18 protein-coding genes and 1 pseudogene are annotated in these 22,260 nt (G+C 62.3%); 14 read left to right on the top strand and 5 right to left on the bottom strand.

The genetic code is table 11. The features are described 5' to 3' along the window. The first annotated feature begins 125 nt into the window (after positions 1 to 125). The 5 genes and pseudogenes from CKW15_RS16645 to CKW15_RS16625 all read left to right on the top strand — a co-directional run. Positions 126 to 1,112, top strand: coding sequence for a YCF48-related protein (locus tag CKW15_RS16645; RefSeq protein WP_095152455.1), 987 nt, complete (start codon positions 126 to 128; stop codon positions 1,110 to 1,112). Positions 1,113 to 1,126: 14 nt separating this feature from the next. Continuing rightward, positions 1,127 to 3,559, top strand: a complete 2,433-nt coding sequence (locus CKW15_RS16640; protein ID WP_095059609.1) for an RND family transporter — start codon at positions 1,127 to 1,129, stop codon at positions 3,557 to 3,559. Between the two features lie 148 nt (positions 3,560 to 3,707). Next, entirely contained in the window at positions 3,708 to 4,943 is a 1,236-nt protein-coding gene (locus CKW15_RS16635) for a helix-turn-helix transcriptional regulator (RefSeq protein WP_095059608.1), read from the top strand. A 135-nt stretch (positions 4,944 to 5,078) separates the two neighbouring features. Beyond that, the gene (locus CKW15_RS16630; RefSeq protein ID WP_095059607.1) at positions 5,079 to 5,846 is read left to right on the top strand and encodes an SDR family oxidoreductase; all 768 of its coding nucleotides are present in this window, start codon (positions 5,079 to 5,081) and stop codon (positions 5,844 to 5,846) included. 11 nt (positions 5,847 to 5,857) lie between these two features. Next, positions 5,858 to 6,586 (top strand): annotated as a pseudogene (locus CKW15_RS16625) (SDR family NAD(P)-dependent oxidoreductase); the annotation flags it as partial. Between the two features lie 229 nt (positions 6,587 to 6,815). Here CKW15_RS16625 and dmpG read toward each other — a convergent pair. From dmpG to CKW15_RS16605, 4 genes are all read right to left on the bottom strand, one after another. Then, positions 6,816 to 7,844, bottom strand: a complete 1,029-nt coding sequence (gene dmpG, locus CKW15_RS16620) for a 4-hydroxy-2-oxovalerate aldolase (protein ID WP_095059605.1) — start codon at positions 7,842 to 7,844, stop codon at positions 6,816 to 6,818. A 10-nt stretch (positions 7,845 to 7,854) separates the two neighbouring features. Further along, entirely contained in the window at positions 7,855 to 8,781 is a 927-nt protein-coding gene (locus tag CKW15_RS16615; RefSeq protein WP_053159794.1) for an acetaldehyde dehydrogenase (acetylating), read from the bottom strand. Between the two features lie 31 nt (positions 8,782 to 8,812). After that, entirely contained in the window at positions 8,813 to 9,604 is a 792-nt protein-coding gene (locus CKW15_RS16610) for a fumarylacetoacetate hydrolase family protein (protein ID WP_095152454.1), read from the bottom strand. A gap of 73 nt (positions 9,605 to 9,677) precedes the next feature. After that, a complete protein-coding gene (locus tag CKW15_RS16605) occupies positions 9,678 to 10,451 on the bottom strand; it encodes a glucose 1-dehydrogenase (RefSeq protein WP_095059603.1) in 774 nt (257 codons plus the stop codon). Positions 10,452 to 10,464: 13 nt separating this feature from the next. Here CKW15_RS16605 and CKW15_RS28800 point away from each other — a divergent pair, with 13 nt between their 5' ends. The 6 genes from CKW15_RS28800 to CKW15_RS16575 all read left to right on the top strand — a co-directional run bounded on the left by CKW15_RS28800 (position 10,465) and on the right by CKW15_RS16575 (position 18,087). Then, positions 10,465 to 11,052 (top strand): hypothetical protein, encoded by a 588-nt coding sequence (locus CKW15_RS28800; protein WP_095152453.1) that lies wholly within the window; start codon positions 10,465 to 10,467, stop codon positions 11,050 to 11,052. A 68-nt stretch (positions 11,053 to 11,120) separates the two neighbouring features. Continuing rightward, positions 11,121 to 12,308 carry an acyl-CoA dehydrogenase family protein gene (locus CKW15_RS16595; RefSeq protein WP_095059601.1) on the top strand — a complete coding sequence of 396 codons (1,188 nt, stop codon included), beginning with the start codon at positions 11,121 to 11,123 and terminating at the stop codon, positions 12,306 to 12,308. Positions 12,309 to 12,387: 79 nt separating this feature from the next. Then, positions 12,388 to 13,410, top strand: a complete 1,023-nt coding sequence (locus tag CKW15_RS16590) for a ferredoxin--NADP reductase (RefSeq protein ID WP_095059600.1) — start codon at positions 12,388 to 12,390, stop codon at positions 13,408 to 13,410. Positions 13,411 to 13,426: 16 nt separating this feature from the next. Next, on the top strand, positions 13,427 to 15,043 hold the full coding sequence (locus CKW15_RS16585) for a FadD3 family acyl-CoA ligase (RefSeq protein ID WP_095059599.1): 1,617 nt from the start codon (positions 13,427 to 13,429) through the stop codon (positions 15,041 to 15,043). 94 nt (positions 15,044 to 15,137) lie between these two features. Further along, positions 15,138 to 16,784: a DUF1302 domain-containing protein gene (locus tag CKW15_RS16580; protein WP_095059598.1), complete on the top strand. Its 1,647-nt coding sequence runs from the start codon at positions 15,138 to 15,140 to the stop codon at positions 16,782 to 16,784. 73 nt (positions 16,785 to 16,857) lie between these two features. Then, positions 16,858 to 18,087 carry an NADH:flavin oxidoreductase gene (locus tag CKW15_RS16575; protein WP_095152452.1) on the top strand — a complete coding sequence of 410 codons (1,230 nt, stop codon included), beginning with the start codon at positions 16,858 to 16,860 and terminating at the stop codon, positions 18,085 to 18,087. A 558-nt stretch (positions 18,088 to 18,645) separates the two neighbouring features. Here CKW15_RS16575 and CKW15_RS16570 read toward each other — a convergent pair. Next, entirely contained in the window at positions 18,646 to 19,479 is an 834-nt protein-coding gene (locus CKW15_RS16570) for an alpha/beta fold hydrolase (RefSeq protein ID WP_095061769.1), read from the bottom strand. A 260-nt stretch (positions 19,480 to 19,739) separates the two neighbouring features. On the opposite strand from CKW15_RS16570, the gene CKW15_RS16565 reads away from it, so the two are divergent. From CKW15_RS16565 to CKW15_RS16555, 3 genes are read left to right on the top strand one after another with little or no spacing between them, the layout of a single operon-like run. After that, entirely contained in the window at positions 19,740 to 20,474 is a 735-nt protein-coding gene (locus CKW15_RS16565) for an SDR family NAD(P)-dependent oxidoreductase (protein WP_095061768.1), read from the top strand. 14 nt (positions 20,475 to 20,488) lie between these two features. Then, positions 20,489 to 21,262: an SDR family NAD(P)-dependent oxidoreductase gene (locus tag CKW15_RS16560; RefSeq protein WP_095061767.1), complete on the top strand. Its 774-nt coding sequence runs from the start codon at positions 20,489 to 20,491 to the stop codon at positions 21,260 to 21,262. A 5-nt stretch (positions 21,263 to 21,267) separates the two neighbouring features. Further along, the gene (locus CKW15_RS16555) at positions 21,268 to 21,897 is read left to right on the top strand and encodes a nuclear transport factor 2 family protein (RefSeq protein WP_218232140.1); all 630 of its coding nucleotides are present in this window, start codon (positions 21,268 to 21,270) and stop codon (positions 21,895 to 21,897) included. Positions 21,898 to 22,260: the final 363 nt, after the last annotated feature.

The raw sequence follows: 22,260 nt of genomic DNA, 5'->3' as shown, positions 1-22,260 counted from the left end.
CCGACTATTCCCTCAGAGGCAACGCCCATCTCGATTGCCTCGCATGCCCTGGTGCGTGACAAAAACAAGAGGATCGGCCCTATGACTTGCCCTATCCATATCTTTCCCGAACAGGAGCGTTGCTCATGCGCTCGGTGATCGGCTACGTGGTTTGCCTGGTGGTTGCCTTGACCATTGGCTACACCTTTTCCCCCAAATCCCCACCGCAGGCCGAACTGTTGGCCACGCGCCCGGACCGAGTGCAGATCAATGGTCTGCTCAATCTTGGCGCGCGGGTGGTCGCCGTGGGCGAGCGTGGCAGCATCTTGCTCAGTGATGATCAGGGCGTCAGCTGGCAGCCAGCCAGTGTCGCCACCCAACGCAATGCCACCCTGACGGCCGTTGTGGCGCTGGACGACAAACGCTTGCTTGCTGTCGGGCATGACGGCTGGATCCTGCGTTCTGTGGACTCGGGCAGCAGCTGGCAGGAAATTCGCCACGACAGCGATCTGGGTGAACCGCTGCTGGGCATCTGGACGGGCGGTGGCGACAGCGTCATGGCGTTCGGCAGCTTCGGCAAGTTCTATCAATCGCCGGATGGAGGGCAAACCTGGACACCGCAGCCGCTGGACATCGACAGCGCGCACCTGAACAGCATGGCCGGAGGCAACGATGGTCGGCGCATGTTGGTGGGCGAGCAGGGTCTGGTGTTGCGTACTACCGACAGTGGCCAGCACTGGCAGACATTGCCGGCGTTCTACAGCGGTTCACTGTTCGGCATCGTGCGCCTGAGTGCAGATAACTGGGTGACTTACGGCATGCGCGGGCACGTTTTTGTCAGTCACGACTTCGGCGACAGCTGGACCCAGATCAAAGTCGGAAACCAACTGCCGCTGTATGGCCATGTGGTGCTGCCCGATCACTCGGGCCTGGTGATCGTCGGTGCGGGCAGCTCGGTGGTACGCCTGAATGTGAAAGGTGAGCTGGTCGGTGTCGGGCGTCTGGCCGGCCTTGGCACGTTGACCTCGGCGACCGTCGTTGGCTCTCGCCTGTTGGTGGGTGGCGAACGCGGGGTATTACAGGGATCAGGTGGCAGCGTCGCTGCCCTAATGGCCACTGAGGCCACCCAGTGAATGAGAGGCGGGAAATGAATCAAGGTAAACACTGGGTGACACGTTGTGTCGATACGTGCGCAGACCACCTGATGGCCTGGCGCAAGGGACTGCTGCTCCTGTTTGTTCTGGTAACGCTGGGCCTGGGTTACAGCGCCACCCACACGCAACTGGATCCGGGGTTTAACAAACAGATCCCGGTGCGTCATGAGTACATGATCAATTTTCTCAAGTTCAGCCACTACTTCACCGGCGCCAACCGCTTTCTGGTCAGCGTGCGCTGGAAGGGCGAGGGTGACATTTACAACGCTGAGTACCTCGAGACCTTGCGTAAAGTCACCGACGACGTGTTCTTCATCTCCGGGGTCAGTCGACCGAGCGTGACGTCGCTGTTTACCGCCAACGTGCGCTATATCGAAATCACCGAGGAAGGTTTCTTTGGCGACGTGGTCGTGCCGCCGCGCTTCAGCGGCACCACCGAGGACCTGGCGCAGGTGCGCAGCAACACGGCGGCCTCCGGGCAGGTCGGTCGTCTGGTGGCCAACGACCTGAAGTCGGCCATGGTCCGCGCGGACCTACAGGACACCGACCCCAAGACCGGTCAGCCGGTGTCCTATGTCCAGATCGCCAAGCGTCTGGAAGAGATCCGCGGCAAGTACAACAACCCCGATATCGAAATCAACATTGTCGGTTTCGCCAAACTGGTGGGCGATGTGGTTGAAGGGTTGAACACGGTGATCGGTTTCTTTGTGGTGGCCTTCGTCATCACCGGGTTGCTGCTGTGGCTGTATTCTCGCTCCCTGCGCCTGACAGTCGTGGCTCTGGTGGTCGCGTTACTGCCGGTGGTCTGGTTGCTGGGCCTGTTGCCGCTGCTGGGCCTGGGCATCGATCCGATGTCGATCCTGGTGCCGTTCCTGATCTTCTCCATCGGCGTGTCCCATGCGGTGCAGATGACCAACGCCTGGAAGCAGGACGTGTTGGCCGGCAGTAGTTCCAAAGAAGCGGCGCACTCGGCGTTCTGCAAGATCTTCATCCCCGGTTCCCTGGCCTTGCTGATGAATGCCCTGGGCTTCGCGGTGATCATGATGATCGACATTCCGATCGTTCACGAACTGGGGGTGACGGCCTGCATCGGCGTCATGTTGATGATCATCACCAACAAACTGATGTTGCCGATCATCATTTCCTACCTGCACCTGGAACCCGCGCTATTGCGTCGTGCGCAATTCCGGCCGACGGGCAAGCACCGCCTGTGGTGGCGTCTGTCGGCGCTGGCAGAGCCGGGGCCTGCTCTGGGCGTATTCGTTGTCAGTCTGTTGCTGCTGGCGGCGGGGGCCTACAAGGCTCGCGACTTGGCGGTGGGCGATATCGGCGCGGGCGCGCCGGAACTGCGGGCTGATTCCCGCTACAACCAGGACAACGAAAAGATCATCAACAGCTACTCCATCGGCCTCGATGTGATGTCGGTGTTTGTTCAGGTCAAGGGTGTTGAGGAAGGTTGCCTGTCGCCTGCGGTGATGCGTGCGGTGGAAGCCTTTGATTTCCGCATGCGCACGGTCTCGAGCGTGCAGTCGATCCAGAGTGTGGCGGACATGGGCAAGCGGGTGATCGCCGGCAACAACGAAGGCAATCCACGCTGGGCAGCGATTCCAGGCTCGCCCCGTGGCTTGAGCCAGGGCGCTCGGGCCTATATGCCGGATGACGGACTGGTCACCGACGGCTGCCAGCAGATGCAGATCCTGGTGTTCCTCGCCAACCACGAAGGCAGCACGGTCAGCCATGCGATCGCGGAAGCCAAGCGGATCATTGCTGAAGTCAGTACACCGCAAGTCGAATTCCTTCTGGCTGGCGGCAACGTCGGGGTGATGGCAGCGTCCAACGAGGCGGTCAAGCGCGCCGAAGTGATCATGCTCGGGGCACTATTCGGATCGGTGGCATTGTTTTGCTGGCTGACCTTCTTGTCGATCCGCGCAGTGCTGTGCATTCTGGTGCCGCTGGCGATTGTCGCGATCCTCTGTAACGCACTGATGACCCTGCTCGGGATCGGACTGAAGGTTGCGACTTTGCCGGTGATGGCGTTGGGGGTGGGCGTGGGCGTCGACTATGGCATTTACCTGTACGAACGTATCCAGCACGAAATGCTGCGTGGCGCCAACCTGCGCGAGGCGTTCTATCAGGCCATGTGCCAACGCGGCACCGCTGCGGTATTCACGGCCGTGACCATGGCCATTGGTGTCTGCACCTGGGCGTTCGCACCGCTGAAGTTCCAGGCTGACATGGGAGTGCTGCTGTCGTTCATGTTCCTGGTCAACGTGCTGGGGGCGATTTTCCTCCTGCCGGCATTGGCGGCCTGGTTCAATCGAGGTCGACCGTTGGTTGCCTGTCGGGTACGTACGCCTGCTCCGGCACAAGGGCAGTTCCACCTGAAAAACAGCCTGGCGGCGCGTGATACCGCAGGCGAAAAATAAACCTGCCGGACCTCTTGTGGAGTCCGCAGGTGCTAGGGAAACTGGCAGGCAAGTAGAGTCGAAAAGGGGGGGAACCCTGGGTTCCCCCCGCCGAAATTATAAAAATAACAAGGGAAGGGCCAGGCTCTTACCCGAGCGAGATAAGACTATGCAAAATGGTGTCTTGACCCATGAAGCCCTGGCCAGTCTTGGCCTCGACCTCACGCGCTACAACCAGTTGGTGGGCGAAATCTATGAAGGCGCCCTCGATCCGAAACTGATGGCCCACGCCCTCAGGAGTTTTCTCAAACTCTACGATGCCAACTTCGTCACCCTGATCCTGCGGGTGCCGGATCAACCCGATACGGGCGTGATGATCATCGTCGGCGACATCGAAGGTGCCGGTGATGTTTGCTACATGACTTACCCGCAGACCAATTCGCCTTTCTCCAACCAGCCGCTGGACAGCGTGTTCACCGTCGATGACCTCATGAGCAACTCGCAATGGGAGCAGAACGGTTACTACAAGATGTTCTGCGAGCCCCATGACGTGTATCACCTGATGTGCGCCGACATTTCCACTCCGGACGGCGGCAAACTACGTTTTCGCATGACCCGCCCAAAACGGGCACCCAACTTCTCTGCCAACGACCGGGCGGTGTGCGCCAGTTTCCTGCCACACCTGCGGCGTGCCTCGCAGTTGCATAACATGGTGGACCGCAGTGAATCGCTGAGCGAGTTGTACTCCCAGGCCATCAGCCGGTTATCGGTGGCGACCCTGGTACTCGACGAAAGCGGCAGCGTGTTGCAGATCAATCCGGTAGCCCAGGAAATCCTCGCCCGTTCCGATGGCCTGAAACTGGTGGGCGGGCGCCTGGAGGCGACGTATCCCAGCGACAACCGGGAGCTGCAACGCCTGATTCGCGGTGCGTTCTGTCCGGATGCGCCGAAAAGCGCCGAAGCCATGTCGGTGACGCGTCCCTCGGGGCTGGTCAACCTGGGGGTGGTGGTCGAATCGATTCCGTCCCTGGACTGGGCCGAGGAGAAGGGCCAGCCGGCGGCGCTGGTGTATATCCGCGATGCGTCGAGCAAGTCCCTGGCCAGCGAAGTGGTGACCAAGCAGCTGTTCAACCTGACCAAGGCCGAAACCGCCCTGGCCATGGAACTGGCCAACGGCTTGTCCCTGGAAGAAGCGGCCGAGGTTCTCAATATCCGGCGTAACACCGCGCGGGCACACTTGCGCTCGATCTTCTCCAAGACCGGCGTGCGGCGCCAGACCGAACTGGTGCGCATCATGCTCAACAGCGTGGTGGCCCTGGGCAAGCCGCAACTGGCGTTGAAAATGTCCGAGAAAATCAAGGTGCCGCCACTGCAACTGGCCGTGCCGATCTACCGTCAGGCCTGATCCTGCAGACCCACCGCCGGGCCATTCGCGCCCGGCGTCGCAGTCGTTGACCCCGCGCATTTTTTAGTCCGCACGGACGATGCCGTCCCGTGATCGCCCTGTCGATACTGGGCGGACCAATCACGGAGAACCACCATGCCAATTACAGCCATCACCGGCAGTGCCTCGGGAATCGGGGCCGCCGTATCCGCCGCCATGCGTGCCGCCGGGCACCAGGTCATCGGTATCGATCGCAGCAACGCCGAAGTGATCGCCGACCTGTCCACCCCTCAGGGGCGTGACGCCGCCATCGGGCAAGTGCTTGAACTCAGTGGCGAGGTCCTCGACGGGTTGATCTGCTGCGCCGGGGTCGGTGTCACCGCGCCAAACTGTGGCTTGGTCCTGGCGGTCAACTACTTTGGCGTCAGTCAGTTGCTCGATGGCCTGCAGGGCGCATTGGCCAAGGGACAACAACCGGCGGCGCTGGTGATCGGCTCGGTGGCAGCGACTCATTCGGGGCCTGAGGGCCAGCCGCTGATCGAAGCGATGATCGCCGGCGATGAAGCCCGGGCGCTGGAATTGGCCAACAGCCTCGGCCAGCCTCACGTCGCCTATGCCGCCTCCAAGCTCGCCATCAGCCAACATGTCCGCAGCCTGGCGGTGAGCTGGGGCAAACAGGGCATGCGCTTGAACGTGGTGGCGCCGGGCGCGGTAGAAACCCCGCTGCACCAGGCTTCGCTGGACGATGCGCGTTTTGGCCAGGCAACCCGTGATTTCGTCGCACCCCTGGGCCGCTCCGGGCACCCTGATGAGATCGCCGCAATGGTAGCTTTCTTGCAATCGCCACAAGCGTCATTTGTCCATGGCACCGTGGTGTTCGTTGATGGCGGTATGGACGCCATGGTCCGCGCCTCGCGTTTCTAAAAGGAATCTGTATGAACAAGGTGGCATTCATTACCGGCGCCAGCCGAGGTATCGGCCGCGAGGCGGCGCTGGCATTCGCCCGCGCCGGTTTCGACGTAGCGATCAGCGCACGCACCCTCAACGAGGGCGAACAACATGAACATGCGTTGCGCAATGCCGACGGGGCGCCGTTGGCCGGCAGCCTTAACGGCACAGCGCAGGCATTACGAGAACTCGGTTGCCGGGTGCTCGTTGTGCCGATGGACCTGCTCGACAGCGCCTCGGCCCTGAACGCCTGCGAGGCGGTGCTGGCCGAGTACGGGCGCATTGACGTGCTGATCAACAACGCGATCTACCAAGGCAGCGACCTCAACGCCGGGTTCATGGACCTGCAAGCGCAGACCCTGGAGCGGATGTTCCAGGGCTACATCCTCACCCCGTTCCTGTTGACCCGTGCGGTGGCCGAACACATGGTGACGCGCGGCGGCGGGGTGGTGATCAACGTCACCTCCGGCGCTGGCGAAAGCGACCCACCAGTGGCGGCGGGCAAGGGCGGTTGGGGTTATGCCTATGGCGCGGGCAAGGCGGCGGTGTCGCGACTGTCCGGGGTGCTGAGCACGGAACTGGGCGAGGCCGGCGTGCGTGCTTACACGCTAAATCCAGGCGTAGTCACCACCGAAGCGCTCAAGGCCACCATCGGCGACAAAGGCCTGATCGCCCTGCGCGCCGGCAGTGCTCCACCGCATGTTCCGGCGGCGGTGATGCTGTGGCTGGCTACGGCCGAACAGGCACCGGGCTTTCAACGCCGGACCATCGCGGCGCAGCCGTTTGCGCTGGAGCACGGGATAGTCGCCGACTGGCGTTGACGAAAACGGTGGGTCGGTCGCCATAGATGTAGGCGCCGGCTTGCTGGCGATTGCGTCAGGTCAGACAACCCATTCGTCGACCGGACGAACGCCATCGCCAGCAAGCCGGCTCCTACAGGGTTCTTTACGCCTGCCGCCGCTGGCGGGCCAGGGTCATGGCGGTGTCTTCGATCATGTCTTCCTGGCCTCCGACCATGCCGCGACGGCCCATTTCAACGAGGATCTCCCGCGCGGATACGCCGTATTTCTTCTCGGCACGTTTGGCGAACAACAGGAACGAGCCATAGACCCCGGCGTAGCCCATGGTCAGGGCGTCGCGGTCGCTGCGGATCGGGAAGTCCATGATTGGCACCACCAGATCCTCGGCGACGTCCTGGATACCAAACACGCTGACGCCAGTATCGATACCCATGCGGTCACACACCGCCACCAACACTTCCATCGGCGTGTTGCCGGCACCGGCACCGAGGCCTGCGCACGCGGCGTCGATCCGGTTGGCCCCGGCGGCAATCGCGGCGATGGAGTTGGACACGCCCATCGACAGGTTGTGGTGGCCATGAAAACCGATCTCGGTTTCCGGCTTGAGGGCTGCGCGCATTGCTGCCACACGGGCGCTGACGTCATGGGGCAACAGGTAGCCCGCCGAGTCAGTCAGGTAGATGCAGTTGGCGCCGTAGCTTTCCATCAGCAAGCCTTGCTTGACCAGGCCTTCGGGGCTGTTCATGTGGGCCATCATCAGGAACCCGACAGTGTCCATGCCCAGGCCGCGGGCGTGGGAAATGTGTTGTTCGCTGACATCGGCCTCGGTGCAATGGGTGGCGACGCGAATGGTGTTGACCCCCAGTTCATGGGCCATTTTCAGGTGATCGACGGTGCCGATGCCCGGCAGCAGCAAGGCCGAAACCTTGGCCTTTTTCATCAGCGGGATCACCGCCGACAGATACTCCTCATCGGTGTGCGCCGGAAAGCCGTAGTTCACCGAGCTACCGCCCAGGCCGTCGCCGTGGGTGACTTCGATCAGCGGCACGCCCGCCGCATCGAGGCCGCAGGCGATGTCTTTCATCTGTTGCAGGCTGATCTGATGACGCTTGGGGTGCATGCCATCGCGCAGGCACATGTCGTGAACGGTGATGCTTTTGCCGCGAAGATCCATGGTCGACTCCTTATGCGTGGGCGGGTTGGGCGGTGGCTTTGAGCACAAGTTCGCCCTTGAGGATTTCCTCGGCGAACATCTCGGCGGTGCGCGCCGCGGCGGCGGTCATGATGTCGAGGTTGCCGGCGTACTTGGGCAAGTAGTCGCCCAGGCCTTCGACTTCCATAAAGATCGACACCCGATTGCCGTCGAACACCGGGCCATTGACCAGCTTGTAGCCAGGCACGTAGCGCTGCACTTGCTTGATCATCGCCTCGATGGCCGCGGTGATCGCCGGCTGGTCGGGTTCGCTGGCGGTCAGGCAATGCACGGTGTCGCGCATGATCAGCGGCGGCTCGGCCGGGTTGATGATGATGATTGCCTTGCCTTTCTTGGCACCGCCGACCTTTTCCACTGCGCTGGACGTGGTACGAGTGAACTCGTCGATGTTTTTCCGGGTGCCGGGGCCGACCGATTTGGACGCGGCGGTGGCGATGATTTCGGCGTATTCCACCGGCTGCACGCTGGACACCGCCGCCACCAGCGGAATGGTGGCCTGGCCGCCACAGGTGACCATGTTGACGTTCATAACCCCCAGGCCCAGTTGCGCCTTGAGGTTCACCGGCGGTACGCAATACGGGCCGATCGCTGCTGGGGTCAGGTCGATCATCAATACGCCCAGGGCATTGAGCTTTTGCGAATTCTGCGCGTGCACGTAGGCCGAGGTGGCGTCGAAGGCGATCTGGATCTGGTCTTCGAGGACATGCGGCAGCAAGCCGTCAACACCATCGGCGGTGGTCTTGAGGCCCAGCTCGCGAGCCCGCGACAGGCCCTCGGAGGTGGCGTCGATGCCGACCATCCATACCGGCTCCAGCACCTCGCTGCGCATCAGCTTGTACAGCAGATCGGTGCCGATGTTGCCCGGCCCGATCAGCGCGCATTTGATCTTTTTACTCATGGTTTCTGGCTCCTCAAGAGGGAAGGGCAATTCACGGGACAAAGCGCAGGCTGGTTTCGCCCAGCCCGCTCATGGACAGGCTGATGCGGTCACCGGCGACCACTGGCACCAGTGGCGCCAGGGCACCGGAAAGAATGATTTCGCCACGGCGGAACGGGATACCCAATTCACCCAGGGTGTTGGCCAGCCAGGCCACTGCCGCACAGGGATGGCCTTGCACTGCCGAGCCCAGGCCCGAGCCTGCCGGCTGACCGTTTTTGAGCATTTGCATCTCCACCGCAGCCAGGTCCAGCGAGCGCGGGTCGATGCGCTGGCTGCCTAGGGCGAAGACCCCACAGGAGGCGTTGTCGGCCACGGTGTCCTGGATGCGGATCTGCCAGTCGTCGATCCGCGAATCGACGATTTCGAAGCACGGCACGACCCATTGACTGGCGGCCAATACGTCTTCGGCACTGATGCCTGGGCCTTGCAAGTCTTCACCGAGGATAAAGGCGATTTCGCCTTCGGCCCGTGGCTGGATCAGGTTGTAACGGGCCAGGCTGACATCGCTGCCATCCTCGACCTGCATGGCGTTGGTGAGGAAGCCAAAGTCCGGTTGGTGGACATCAAGCATTTCCTGCACGGCGCGACTGGTCACGCCGATTTTCTTGCCAACCACGTGCTCGCCGAGCGCTTCGCGGCGTTGCAGGAAGCGCAGGGAAATCTGATAGGCCTGCTCCAGGGTGATCTGTGGATAACGCCGGGTCAGGGGCGCCAGCGTCTGGCGGCCGCGTAAAGCGTTGAACAGTTCGTCACCGAGGGTGTTGATCAAATGGGCGTCCATGACGAGGGCTCCAGATGGGGGAAGAAAAAAGGCCCGCCCCAACGTGTTCGGGGGGCGAACCCAAAGGAGTCGGTCAGCCGGGCCAGACGGACGTCTCGGCGCCGCCATCAACATCGATGATCTTGCCGGTCACCCAGGCCGAAGCGGGGCTGGCGAGGTACAGCGCGGCGGCGGCGATGTCTTCAGGGGTGCCCAGGCACTTGAGGGGCGTGTTGGCTTCCATGGCTTCGCGCATGGCAGCGGGCATCACACCGTTCAGCGCTTCGGTCAATGTCGGGCCGGGTGCCACGGCGTTGACCCGGATCTGCGGCGCGAAGTCCTGGGCCAGCAGGCGGGTCAGATGGCTGAGGGCGGCCTTGGCCGTGCCGTAGGCGCTGAAATGGCGCTGGGCATAGCGTGCCGCCACCGAGCTGATGTTGATGATGTTGCCGCCACCGGCCTCGCGCATCAGCGGTACGCACAATTGGCAGAAGGCGTAACTGGTGGCGACGTTGAAGGTCAGCGTTTCGGTGAATTGCTCGGGCGTCATCGTCAGCGGATCGTTGGGACCGCCACCGCCGACGTTGTTCACCAGATGAGTGATCCGACCCATTTGCTCAACGCTTTGACGCACCAGTGCCTGGCGTTGCCCGGCATCGTTGACGTCACAGGCGATGGCCAGGGCGCGTCGGCCCAGGCCACGAACCTCTTCGGCCACGGCTTCTACCTCGTCCATCGAACGCGCCGAGCACACCACGTCGGCGCCGGCTTCGGCATACGCCAGGGCAATCGCCCGACCAATACCCCGGCCGCTGCCGGTGACGATGGCGACGCTGCCGTGCATGTGGAAACGTTGCAAAATACTCATGAGCCCTTGCTCCGTGGGGTCGATTGTTTATGGATTGAATATCGCCGCAAACGCTGGCGCCAGCATCGTCTCAATGGACTATCAAACAGCGCACACAGGGAGCTGCGATGAGGTGCACCGGCTTGCCAACGAAGGGGCCCTCGAGATTGACGCGATGTTTGACGACGCCTTCGCCGGCAAGCCGGCTCCTACAGGAAATCGTGCGGTCACGGAATTCCGCGCTCTTCGTAGGAGCTGGCTTGCCAGCGAAGGGGGCCGCGAGATTGACGCGATGTTTGACGACGCCTTCGCCAGCAAGCCGGCTCCTACAGGAAATCGTGCGGTCACGGAATTCGGTGCTCTTCGTAGGAGCTGGCTTGCCAGCGAAGGGGTCCGCGAGATTGACGCGATGTTTGACGACGCCTTCGCCAGCAAGCCGGCTCCTACAGGACATCGTGCGGTCACGGAATTCGGCGCTCTTCGTAGGAGCTGGCTTGCCAGCGAAGGGGGGCGCGAGATTGGCGCAATGTTTGAGGGCGCCTTCGCCAGCAAGCCGGCTCCTACAGGACAGTGCGAATCCTGGGAGACCCATCCCCCCCTAGTCCGCTTTGACGATGAATGATTGCCCGCTCAATCCGATGATCCATCCCAACTGGCGCAATGGCGCAGTGAGATCGGGAGAATTGAGTGATGCACAGCATGCGTGAAAAGACCCAGGACGAACGTGATCTGCTGGAACGTGCACGGCGCCTGGTGCCCGCACTCAAGGCACGCACGGCGCAGGCCGACAAGGACTTGAAGGTGCCCGTGGAGAGCGTCGTCGAGTTGCAGTCCGCCGGCTTGCTGCGGGCCTTGCAGCCTCGGGCGTTCGGTGGCTACGAAGTGGACCCGCGAACCTTCTTCGAAATCCAGACCATCCTCGCCGAGGGTTGCATGTCCACGGCCTGGATCTACGGCGTGATGGGGGTTCACCCTTGGCAACTGGCGCGTTACCCAATTGAAACGCAGCGCGAAGTCTGGGCTGAAGACCATGACGCGCTGATCTGCTCGACTTACATGCCGGCGGCCAGGGTCACGGTGGTCGAAGGCGGTTACCGCATCAGCGGACGCTGGGGTTTCTCCAGCGGCAGCGAGCACTGCCAATGGGTGTTCCTGGGCGGCATCCTGCCACCCGATGGCGAACTGGCCGCTGAGCACGGCACCTTCCTGCTGCCGCGCAGTGACTATCAAATCGAACGCAACTGGGACGTGATGGGCCTGCGCGGCACCGGCAGCCATGACATCGTGGTCGAGGATGTATTCGTCCCGGCCCATCGCGTGCAGCGCACCAATAACTGGAACCTCGAAGCAACGCCCGGGCGGCTGGTCAATACCAACCCGATCTATGCGATTCCCTTCGCCCAGGTGTTCTCCCGCGCCGTCTCGACCTCGGCGATCGGCGCCCTGCAGGGGGCGATCAACGAGTTCCGCGACAACGCCGCCAAACACATCGGCAAGCACGGCGCTCGCACCGCTGAAGATCCGGTGGCGCAAACCGCGATTGCCGAAGCGATGGTCACCGTCGACAGCCTGCGCCTGGTGCTGGAGCGCAACTACGAGCACCTGATGAGCCTTGCCCGTGCCGGTGAATACCCGGACACCGAGACCCGCCTGTTGTATCGCTACCAGTCGGCCTATGTGACCAACATCTGCGCCGAACGGGCCAACGACCTGCTGCGCAGCATGGCGGCCTCGGGCTTGTACAACACCAACCCGGTGGCGCGACTGTTCCGCGACCTGCACCAGGCGCGCGGACACATCGCCAACAACTACATGGCCTACGGCCGCAGCTACGGCGCGGTGATGCTCGGCTTGCCCAACCCGGACCCTTACGTCTGAGGCGATGGCGCCCGTTTCGACATCCCTGGGTTTACACCTGTCCGTGATGCATGGGCAGGTGGTCATGAGTACCTGACCTATGAGTAATTATCTGGCCCTGCGCGTGGCGCGAGTGATCGAGGAAACCGCCGATGCGCGCTCCCTCGTGTTCGACGTGCCGGAGCATCTGGGCGAACGTTTTCGCTATCAACCCGGTCAGTTCCTGACCTTGCGCGTACCTTTCGAGGGCGGCTGGCTACCCCGTTGTTATTCATTGTCCAGCACGCCGTTGCTGGATGAGCCGCTGCGGGTAACGGTCAAGCGTGTGCACGAGGGGCGAGCTTCGAACTGGCTGTGCGGCGAGTTTCAGGCCGGTCAGACCCTGGAGGTGCTGCCCCCGGCCGGGGTGTTTGTGCCCCGTAGCCTCGACGGCGACTTGCTGCTGTTCGGCGGTGGCAGTGGCGTGACGCCCGTGCTGTCGATCCTGCGTTCGGCGCTGCTCGCGGGTACGGGCCGGATCCTGCTCATTTACGCCAACCGCGATGAGAAATCAGTGATTTTCAAAGATGAACTCAAGGCCTTGGCCAGTGTTCATCCGCAACGCCTGCAAGTCGTCCATTGGCTTGATTCGGTGCAGGGCATCCCGAGCGTCGGGCAACTGGGCGAGCTGGCGCGGCCGTTTATCGATGCTCAGGCATTCATTTGCGGACCCGGCCCGTTCATGGATGCGGCCGTCAGCGCGCTGAAAAGCCTGGGCATGCCGGATCGCCGAGTGCATGTCGAGCGGTTCGTCTCGCTGCCCGGCGAGGGCGAACTGCCGCTGGTGAGCAGCAGCGAAGCGGCGGTGGCCGCGCAGTTGGCAGTGCGCCTGGACGGCGAGGAGTTTCAACTGGCCTGCGACAGCGGCGAGACCGTGCTGGCCGCCATGGAGCGAGCCGGTCTCAACCCGCCCAGCGCTTGTCGTGTCGGTGGCTGCGCCTCGTGCATGTGCACCCTGGAAAGTGGCGATGTCGAGCTGCTGCACAACGATGCACTGGATGCCGGCGAATTGGCCGAAGGCTGGATCCTCGCCTGTCAGGCGGTGCCCACCAGCGCGCAACTGCGTATCCGCTTTCCCGATTAATGAGCCCGAGCCCACGATGAATCAGAGCCTGAACCTTGCCGCGCCCCTGAGCGCAGCCCCTGCCACCCTGGCCCAGTTGGTCTTCAGCAGTGCCGAACGTTTTGCCGGACGCACGGCTATCGAGGACAACGGCCAGTGCATCGACTACGCGCAGTTACCCGAGCGGGTCATGGGCTTTGCCCGGGGCTTGATGGCCCTGGGGATCCAGGCGGGTGATCGGGTCGCAATCTGGGCGCCAAACTGTGCCGACTGGATCCTCGCTGCGCTGGGCATTCAGTGCGCCGGTGCGGTGCTGGTGCCGATCAACACACGCATGAAGGGGCAGGAAGCCGCCGATGTGCTGGAGCGTAGCGGTTGCCGAGTGTTGTTTGTCCAACAGCGTTTTCTCGACGTTGACTACCCCGCGTTGCTCGCTCCTCATCGGCCATCCAGCCTTGAACATCTGGTAATTGTCGATGGCGACGCGCCGGAGCAGTCTTCGGATTTGACGCTGGCACAGTTCCTGCGCGGTGCGGCGACCATCGATACGGACAGCGCCTTGCGCCGCGCATTGGCGGTCGGCCCCGAGGCCATGTGTGATTTGTTGTTCACCTCCGGCACCACCGGCAAACCCAAGGGCGTGATGAGCGGCCATGGCCAGAACCTGCGGGCCTTCACTGAGTACGTCAAAGTCATCGGCCTGGTGCCGGGTGACCGTTACCTGATCGTCAACCCGTTCTTTCATGCCTTTGGCTACAAGGCTGGCTGGCTGACCTGTCTGATCGGCGGGGCGACCATCCTGCCCCACGCGGTGTTCGACGCAGAGCAAGTGTTCCAGCGCATCGCCCGCGAGCGCATCAGCGTCCTGCCCGGCGCGCCGACGCTTTACCTGTCACTGCTGGCCCATCCGAAGCTCCAGCAGACCGACCTGTCGAGCCTGCGCATCGCGGTGACCGGATCGGCAAGCATCCCGCCGAGCCTGATCGAGCGCATGCGCAACGAGTTGGGGTTTGCCGTGGTGACCACCGCCTACGGCCTGACCGAGTGCGGCGGGCTGGCGACGATCTGCGATCCGCAAGACTCGGCGCACGTGATCGCCGGCACCAGCGGACGACCGATTGCCGGCACTGAGGTGAGCATCCGCGACCCGAATAACCAGGCGCTGGACGCCGGGCTGACCGGCGAGATCTGCCTGCGTGGCTTTCACATCATGCAGGGCTATTTCCAGAACCCCGACGCGACCCGCGAAGCCATCGACGCCGAAGGCTGGCTGCACACCGGCGATGTCGGCCGCCTGGACGACGCAGGCAATCTGATCATCACCGACCGGCTGAAGGACATGTTCATCGTTGGCGGTTTCAACTGCTATCCGGCGGAAATCGAAGCAGCACTGATCCGGCATCCGGCGATTGCCCAGGTGGCGGTGATCGGTATCGCCGATGAACGCATGGGCGAAGTCGGCTGTGCCTGCGTGGTGTTGCGTGAAGGCAAAGAGCTGGACGAGGCGCAACTGATCACCTGGAGCCGCGAGCAAATGGCCAATTACAAGGTGCCGCGCCAGGTGCGATTTTTCAGTGCGCTGCCGCTCAACCCGTCGAGCAAGGTGGCGAAGAACGAACTGCGCGCGGTGGTGGCCAACGGCGCTCAGGCATGAGGAGCGCTCATCTCACCAAACGGACGATGTGCGTCACAGCGGATTTTTTCATGCTGTGGCGGCACAAGCAAAAACAACAAAAAAGGAGAGGAGCATGTTTACCCGAAACCTGGTAACCCGCCGTCCGGGGAGTCCATTCGATAGTCGCTGCCTGTTGGCAACGGCCATCACCTTCGTCAGTGCTACGGCCAGTGCTGCACCGACCATCGAGCTGGGGGAAGATACCACCCTGGATTCGTCGCTGACGGTCAACTACACAGCATCCATGCGTACCGCCAAGCAGGCCAGCCAATACCTCAACGACCCGAACAACGACGACGGCACGCGCAACTTCAAGCGCGGCTCGTTGATCAACAACCGCGTGAGCCTGTTCGGCGAGTTGCAGCTCAAGCACGACAATCTCGGTGCGGTGCTGCGCGGCAGTCAGTTCTATGACGATATCTACAACCAGAAAAACGCCAACGACTCGCCGCAGACGGTCAACAAGACTGGCCACAACGATGGCTTCAGTGACGAAACCCGACGCCTGAGCGGTAGCATGGCGCGACTGCTTGATGCGTACGTGTATGGCAACTTCGATGTCGGCGAGACCCAATATCTGTCGATCAAGGCCGGACGGCATCTGGTGGCCTGGGGCGAGAGCCTGTTCTGGGCCAACATCAGCCAGGGCCAGGCCCCGGTGGATGCCACCAAATTCAACGTGCCGGGTACCGAGGCCAAGGACTCTTACCTGCCGGTAGGGCAGGTGTCCGGGTCGTGGTCGCTCAATGAAGACCTGGCGCTGGTGGGCTACTACCAGTACGAGTGGGAAAAGACCGATCTCAACCCCGTGGGCGACTACTTCGGCAGCGATACCTTCGGTCCCGGTGCCGAGTTCTATCGTCTGGGCGCCGGGCAGATCGACAGCCTGCCCAACGGCCTGGCGGTCGGTTATGCCGGTGAAAAAGACGCCAGCGACAGCGGCCAATGGGGCCTGGGCGTGCGCTACCGAGTCACTGAAAACACCGAAGTGGGGCTGTTTCACTACCGCTATAACGAGCGTGTCGGTTCGTTGTTTTTCGACTTCACCGGCACCACCCAGTACTCGTCGCTCAAGGGCATTGGTCATGACGGAACCGCGTCGTCCTATCGCCTGGGTTACTTCGAAGACGTCAAGCTGACCGGTATCAGCTTCAGCTCCAAGGTCGGCGACTCGGTGCAGTATGCCGGTGACCTGAGCTACCGCGATGGTGCCTCGGTCTACCTCAACAACGGTGCGCCGACCACCGGGCAAATCTGGCAAGGCAACCTCAACGCCATGTACATCCTCGGCCCGAGCTTCCTCGCCCAGCAGACCACTTTCATGGGTGAAGTGGTGCATCAACACATTGACGGTGTGGACAGCCTGACGATCACCGGTGGTGGGGCCGGCGTGGACGGCACGTTCGACACGTTCGAGTCAAAGACCCAGACCCGTGGCTCGTCCTTGCTCGGCGTTGGCGCCTACATGGACTATCCGTCCATTGCCAATGGCCTGGACCTGAGCACCAAGGTGGTCTGGACGCAGAACATCGACGGCAGTGCCTACCAGGGCCTGGGTCGCGACGAGAAGCGGCTGACGGTGGGTGGCGACTTCAAGTACCTGGGCAATTTCCAGGTCGGCATGACCTACGTCGCCTACCTGAGCTCGCCGGATGTCGCCCAGGGCCGCTTGCTGGCGGACCGCGATTATCTGTCGCTCAATGCCAAATACACCTTCTGATGATCACTGCTGCGTCGCGACATGGCGGCGCAGCTTTTATTTGTAGCCTGATAACAATAAAGAGAGGCCAGTCATGAATCCTCGTCCGACCCCGTCAGCGTTCAGCCCGATTGCGATTGGACCGTTGACCCTGAAAAACCGCTTTATCAAGGCTGCCACCAACGAAGGCATGAGTGCCGGAGGTGTACCTTCCAAGCAGCTGGTCAAGCTGCACTCGGCCCTGGTCGCGGGCGGCACTGCCCTGACCACCGTGGCCTATTGCGCGGTGAGCAGCGATGGCCGCACCTTGCCCAATCAGTTGATCCTCGCCCCCTCCAGCGTGCCGCACTTCAAGGCCCTGACCGATGCCGTGCACCAGTCCGGTGGCCTGGCCAGCGCACAGATCACCCACGGTGGTTGCTTTACCTTTATTCGCGAACGTTCGACCAAGCGTCCGCTGTCGGCCAGCGGCGGCTTCAACAAGATCGGCTTGATGAGCGGCATGTTCCTCAAGCAGGCGATGAACGAAGCCGACATGCAGCAAGTGGTGCGCGATTTCACTCAGGGCGCGCGTCTGGCGCGGCAGGCGGGTTTCGATGCCGTGGAAATCCACATGGGTCACGGCTACTTGCTCAGCCAGTTCATTTCGCCGATGTACAACAAGCGCCGCGACCAGTATGGCGGCAGCCTGGAAAACCGCCTGCGCTTTCCACGCCGGGTGCTGCGCGCGGTGCTCGATGCGGTCGGCTCGGAAATGGCGGTGATCTGCAAATACAGCATCACCGAAGGCGTGCGCGCCGGTAACAGCGCCGAGGACGGAGCACAGATCGCCCGCTTGCTGGAAGAAGAGGGCGCACACTTGCTGGTGCTCAGCGCCGGGATGAACGCCGAATCGATCACCACCATGTTCGGCTCGTCCTTCCCCAAGGAAAACCGCGTACAGCAGAAGAACAAGATTATCGCCCTGGCGATGGCTATCCAGCGTCGCAAAGAGCCGACCGTGGAGTTCCGTGAGCTGTATTTGCTGGAGCATGCGCGCAAGGTGCGGGCGGCGGTAAAGATGCCGCTGGCTTACCTGGGTGGCGCCAAGAGCCTGGCGAGTATCGAAAAGATCATGGCCGAGGGCTTTGACCTGGTCGCCATGGGGCGGGTGTTGCTGGCTGAAAATGACTACGTCAACAAACTCGCCAGCGGCGCCAGTCGCGATTCGATCTGCACCGCCTGCAACCGCTGCGTGGCCATGATGTACACCCCTGGCGGCACCTCCTGCGTACTGGGCCAGCCGGGCGATGCCGTGTTGAACAGCCAGAAGGCGGCGGGGTGACGGATACACCGGCGCCTGGGTCGCCTGTACGAGCTTGCTGGCGATGCGGCGGTGAAGCTGATGCCGCCATCGCTGGCAAGCCAGCTCCTACAGGTTTTGCGGGTGTCTCCGGATTGTTGAGCGGTACGAAAAATCTGTAGGAGCCGGCTTGCTGGCGATGCGGTGTTGAAGCTGATGCCGCCATCGCTGGCAAGCCAGCTCCTACAGGTTTTGCGGGTGTATCCGGATTGTTGAGCGGTACGAAAAATCTGTAGGAGCCGGCTTGCTGGCGATGCGGTGGTGTAGCTGATGCCGCCATCGCTGGCAAGCCAGCTCCTACAGGTTTTGCGGGTGTGTCCGGATTGTTGAGCGGTAGGGAAATCTGTAGGAGCCGGCTTGCTGGCGATGCGGTGTTGAAGCTGATGCCGCCATCGCTGGCAAGCCAGCTCCTACAGGTTTTGCGGGTGTATCCGGATTGTTGGGTGGTACGAACAATCTGTAGGAGCCGGCTTGCTGGCGATGCGGCGGTGAAGCTGATGCCGCCATCGCTGGCAAGCCTCGCTCACCACGTCGCCCGGATCAGCCGTTTTGCAGGAAATCGATGCAGCTGCGGTTGAACAGTTCGCGATGTTCCACCTGGACCCAATGTCCGCATCGGTTGAGCACGATGAAGCGGGCATTCGGTGCGCCGTCGATGATGCGCTGGGCGCCGCTGATTGGGTTGAAATGATCATTGGTTCCCCAGAAGCCAAGGATCGGGCACTGGATTTCACCCAGGCGTGCCTCCATGTTCTGCACCATCATCGTGCTGAACAGATTCTTCGGCTGGGTCACGGCCACCGCCACGCGTTCCTGCAGCAGGCTTTCTGGCAGGATCGAAGCGTCGAACAGCTGCAGGCTCATCATGCTGCGCATCTCTTCCAGACCGATGGGGCCAGCGCTGAACAGGCTGACCATGCGCACAATGCCTTCCATCTTGAAGTAGGTTTCCCTCTCTTCGACACCGCCCGGTGCCAGCAGGATCAGGCTCTGCGGCAGTTGCGGCAGGCGTAGGGCCAGCCCCAGGGCGATCGCGCCGCCCAGCGAGTTACCCAACAGCGTGCAACGCCGCACACCGATGGCCTCGAGGAACGCCGCCACGCAATCGACGAAGAAATCCAGGTTGTACTGCACGTCCTCGGGTTTGTCCGAGCGGCCGAAACCCGGTAGGTCGAGCACGATGTTGCGATAGCCCGCGGCGACCAGTTGCGGGTAGTTGCCCTTGAAATTGCTGAAGCCACTGGCGCCCGGCCCGCTGCCGTGCAGCCACAGCACCACAGGGCCTGCGCCCTCATCCAGATAGTGCAGGCGCAGGCCGTTTGGCAGGCTCGCGTAATGGCCGACGGGCAGGGGCAGATCTACGGGTTGGTTCATGGGGTTCTCCATTGAAGGCGGATTCATGAAGCACAGCCGCGCCAGGCGCCGCAGCAGATTGAAGGGGAATACAGCGCCTGGCGTGGTGCGCGCCTTGCGAATGCTGGGCTCTGGCGGGGTTATCCACATCGTCCGTTCAGACCACGCGGCGATAGTCCCATCGGACGATGTGTGCCCGGGCGCTTGCCGCTAATCATGCAGGGGACGGCGCGACTGCAAGGGCAGCGGGCCGCAGCGTATTTGCACACTCGGAGATTGCTATGAAGTTACTCAACAAAGTGGCCTTTGTGACCGGCGCCGCGCAGGGCATGGGTCAGGCCATCGTGCGTGGTTTTGTCGCCGAAGGCGCCAAGGTGGTGGCTGTCGATCTGAATCAAGCGGCCTTGGCCGAGAGCCTGGCAGACCTTGGCGACAAGGTCCTGGCCCTGTCCTGCAACGTCGGTGACAGCGCCTCCGTGGCCGATGCCATGGGCCAGACCGAACAGCATTTCGGCGGCCTCGACATTCTGGTCAACAACGCCGGCGTGGGCGGACTGGACAGCTTCCTCGAAACCCCGGATGAGAGCTGGTCGCGCGTGATCGGCGTGAACCTGGGTGGCACCTTTCTGTGCTGTCGTGAGGGCGCAAAACTGATGGTCAAGGGTGGCCGTAAGGGCGCGATCATCAACCTCTCCAGCACCGCTGCGCTGACCGGTGAAGGCCCAAGTCACTATTGCGCGTCGAAAGCCGGAGTGATGGGGCTGACCCGTTCGATCGCCCGTGAACTGGCGGCCAGCGGCATCCGCGTCAACACCCTGGTACCGGGGCCGACCAATACGCCGATGATGGCCGGCATCCCTGACGAATACATGGAAGCGCTGCTGAAAAACGTGCCGCTGGGACGCATGTGCGAGACCGATGAGATCGCCCGGGTTGCAGTGTTCCTGGCCAGCGAAGACGCCAGTTTCATGACCGGGCAGAACATCGCCGTTAACGGCGGCATGGCCTTTATCTGATCAGGGAGTCACCCATGAGCAAGCGTTTACAAGGAAAAATTGCCTTCGTTACCGGCGCCGGTTCCGGCATCGGCGAAGCCACTGCACTGCGTTTCGCCGAAGAGGGCGCAACAGTGGTGTTGTGCGGGCGCCGCATTGAGCCGTTGCAAGGCGTGCAGGAAAAAATCCGTGCCCAGGGCGGGCAAGCCGAGATCGCCGTGGCCGATGTCAGCGATGAACAGGCTTACGTCGGTGCGCTGCAAGCGACCGCACAACGCCACGGGCGCCTGGACATCCTGGTCAACAATGCGATGGCCTACACTTGGGGCAGCATCGACACCATGACCACCGCCGACTGGCACGCCAACTTCGCCACTACCGTCGACGGGACCTTCTTCGGCACCCGCACCGCGATGCAGTTGATGAAAGCGCAGGGCGGCGGTTCGATCGTCAACATCGCCTCGATCTGTGGCCTGTTCGGTACCGCATGGATGGCCGGTTATTCGGCGGCCAAGGCGGCGGTGATCAACTTCAGCCGGGCGGCGGCCAGTGAAGGTGCACCGCACAACATCCGCTGCAACGTGATCATTCCGGGGGTGGTCGACACCCCGGCCACTGCTGGCATGCTCGGTGACGCCAAAACCCGCACCAACACCGAAAAGGTGATCCCGATGAAACGGGTCGGCCTGCCGGTGGAACTGGCCAACGCGATTCTGTTCCTGGCCAGCGACGAGGCGTCGTATGTCACCGGCGCCAGCCTGGCGGTGGACGGCGGGCGCGGTTCTGACCTGTACACGGTGCTCGACTGATGGGCCTGGAGTCCGCCGCGCTGCTTGAGCGCATCGATCGCCTGGAGTCGCTTGACGCTATCCGCCAACTGGCCGGCAAGTACGCGCTGGCGCTGGACATGCGTGACATGGATGCGATGGCTAACTGCTTCGCCCCGGACGTGCGCGTGGGCCGCGACAAGAGCGGTCGCGCGCACCTCAAAGCGTGGCTGGACGAAACCATGCGCAAGCAGTTCCACGGCACCTCCCATCACTTGGGGCAGCACATCATCGAGTTCAGCGATGCCGATCACGCCACTGGCGTGGTCTATTCCAAGAACGAGCATGAGACCGGTCCCGAGTGGGTGATCATGCAGATGCTGTACTGGGACGACTACGAGCGGATCGACGGGCGCTGGTGTTTCCGTCGTCGCTTGCCGTGCTACTGGTACGCGACCGACCTGAACAAACCACCGATTGGCGGCCTGAAGATGCGTTGGCCGGGGCGCGAGCCTTACGCCGGCAGTTTCCATGAGTTGTTTCCGTCGTGGGATGCGTTCTGGGCGCAACGTCCGGACAAGGACGCCTTGCCGCAGATCGCCGAACCCGCGCCGTTGGAAGGCTTTCTCAAAACCCTGCGCCGTGGGGCGGATGACCCGAAGATTCGCGTACGCTGACCAATCTGGGCGGCCCGTGCAGGTGCCGCCCTTTTGCTTGCGCGACGGTATACCCCTTTTGGCGCGCACCTTCCAGCTAGCCTGGGTTTTGCGGCTGTCCCCGATCCCCTGTAGGAGCGAGCCTGCTCGCGATGGCTTTGTGTTGGGCGACTTGTTTTTTGATGGTGTACATATCCATTGCTGCGGTAACGGCGACTTATGGTTTCGCCCTTACGGCGAGTCCCTTTTGGCAAACGCGGTACGTGTCAAGGTACCTGTCACCTTGTCTTACAGTTGCTAGCCCGTTGCGCTCTTAATTTCAGGGCGCTCTGGGTTTAAATACACAGCATCTGCCAACTTCCAGTTGCGTGTTCGAGTGCTCCA

This window comes from Pseudomonas sp. Irchel s3b5 (assembly GCF_900187435.1).
Classification (GTDB): Bacteria; Pseudomonadota; Gammaproteobacteria; order Pseudomonadales; family Pseudomonadaceae; genus Aquipseudomonas.
The sequence above is the reverse complement of the archived record's forward strand: the minus strand, read 5'-3'. Positions and strand labels throughout refer to the sequence as shown.

Excerpts from the sequence above, each read along its gene's own strand:
- CKW15_RS16635 (WP_095059608.1), top strand. The coding sequence starts at position 3,708 with ATGCAAAATGGTGTCTTGACCCATGAAGCCCTGGCCAGTCTTGGCCTC.
- dmpG (WP_095059605.1), bottom strand. The coding sequence starts at position 7,844 with ATGGATCTTCGCGGCAAAAGCATCACCGTTCACGACATGTGCCTGCGC.
- CKW15_RS16645 (WP_095152455.1), top strand. The coding sequence starts at position 126 with ATGCGCTCGGTGATCGGCTACGTGGTTTGCCTGGTGGTTGCCTTGACC.
- CKW15_RS16570 (WP_095061769.1), bottom strand. The coding sequence starts at position 19,479 with ATGAACCAACCCGTAGATCTGCCCCTGCCCGTCGGCCATTACGCGAGC.
- CKW15_RS16590 (WP_095059600.1), top strand. The coding sequence starts at position 12,388 with ATGAGTAATTATCTGGCCCTGCGCGTGGCGCGAGTGATCGAGGAAACC.
- CKW15_RS16565 (WP_095061768.1), top strand. The coding sequence starts at position 19,740 with ATGAAGTTACTCAACAAAGTGGCCTTTGTGACCGGCGCCGCGCAGGGC.
- CKW15_RS16585 (WP_095059599.1), top strand. The coding sequence starts at position 13,427 with ATGAATCAGAGCCTGAACCTTGCCGCGCCCCTGAGCGCAGCCCCTGCC.
- CKW15_RS16605 (WP_095059603.1), bottom strand. The coding sequence starts at position 10,451 with ATGAGTATTTTGCAACGTTTCCACATGCACGGCAGCGTCGCCATCGTC.
- CKW15_RS16640 (WP_095059609.1), top strand. The coding sequence starts at position 1,127 with ATGAATCAAGGTAAACACTGGGTGACACGTTGTGTCGATACGTGCGCA.
- CKW15_RS16615 (WP_053159794.1), bottom strand. The coding sequence starts at position 8,781 with ATGAGTAAAAAGATCAAATGCGCGCTGATCGGGCCGGGCAACATCGGC.
- CKW15_RS16610 (WP_095152454.1), bottom strand. The coding sequence starts at position 9,604 with ATGGACGCCCATTTGATCAACACCCTCGGTGACGAACTGTTCAACGCT.
- CKW15_RS16575 (WP_095152452.1), top strand. The coding sequence starts at position 16,858 with ATGAATCCTCGTCCGACCCCGTCAGCGTTCAGCCCGATTGCGATTGGA.
- CKW15_RS16630 (WP_095059607.1), top strand. The coding sequence starts at position 5,079 with ATGCCAATTACAGCCATCACCGGCAGTGCCTCGGGAATCGGGGCCGCC.
- CKW15_RS16560 (WP_095061767.1), top strand. The coding sequence starts at position 20,489 with ATGAGCAAGCGTTTACAAGGAAAAATTGCCTTCGTTACCGGCGCCGGT.
- CKW15_RS16595 (WP_095059601.1), top strand. The coding sequence starts at position 11,121 with ATGCACAGCATGCGTGAAAAGACCCAGGACGAACGTGATCTGCTGGAA.
- CKW15_RS16580 (WP_095059598.1), top strand. The coding sequence starts at position 15,138 with ATGTTTACCCGAAACCTGGTAACCCGCCGTCCGGGGAGTCCATTCGAT.